The organism is Mesorhizobium silamurunense, assembly GCF_014843825.1.
In the GTDB taxonomy this organism is placed as follows: Bacteria; Pseudomonadota; Alphaproteobacteria; order Rhizobiales; family Rhizobiaceae; genus Mesorhizobium; species Mesorhizobium silamurunense.
This window is the reverse complement of the sequence record NZ_JHQR01000307.1, coordinates 1-720: the sequence shown is the minus strand read 5'-3', so window position 1 is coordinate 720 and position 720 is coordinate 1. Positions and strand designations below refer to the sequence as shown.

The following is a 720-nucleotide window of genomic DNA, read 5'->3' as shown; positions in this document are numbered from 1 at the left end:
CGCTAGCCTACCTGCCGCAGACTACGCCGGCAGCGACCGGCCTCACCGTGCGCGAGCTAGCGGCGCTCGGGCGCTATCCCTGGCATGGCGCGCTCGGCCGTTTCGGGCCGCAAGACAGAAGTCATGTCGAGGAGGCGCTGGCATTGACCGACATGAGCGCGTTCGCCGACCGGCTGGTTGACGAGCTTTCCGGCGGCGAGCGGCAGCGCGCCTGGCTTGCCATGCTGGTGGCGCAGAATGCCGGCGTGATGCTGCTCGACGAGCCGATCTCGGCGCTCGACATCGCGCATCAGGTCGAGGTGCTCGGTCTGGTCCGGGGCCTCAGCCGCAAGCGCGGTCTTTGCGTCGTCGTGGTGCTGCACGACCCCAACATGGCGGCGCGCTATTGCGACGAGCTGATCGCGCTGAAGCAGGGCCGGCTCTTAAGGCGCGGCACGCCCGCCGAGATCATGCAAGGCGAGGTTCTCAAGGACATTTTCGGCGTCGAGATGGGGGTGCTCAAGCATCCCGTCACCGGCCAGCCCATCGGTTACGTGCAATGAGGAAGCGAGGACGAGCCTTGTCCCGGAACAGTTCTTTTGCGGCGCTGGCCGTGTCCGTCATTCTTTCGGCGGGCCCCATTCCCTCGGCCGATATCGCGCTGGCGCAGGAGCAGCCGGCAACGCCGGCGCCGGCCACACAGGCGCCCGCTCGGCAGCCCATGACACCGCCGGCAGCCGT

At 68.2% G+C, this 720-nt stretch carries 1 protein-coding gene; it reads left to right on the top strand.

Translation table 11 applies throughout. The features are described from left to right. Positions 1 to 542: ATP-binding cassette domain-containing protein (locus DH10_RS30460; RefSeq protein WP_192385673.1), on the top strand; the 542-nt coding region annotated here is incomplete at its 5' end. Positions 543 to 720: the final 178 nt, after the last annotated feature.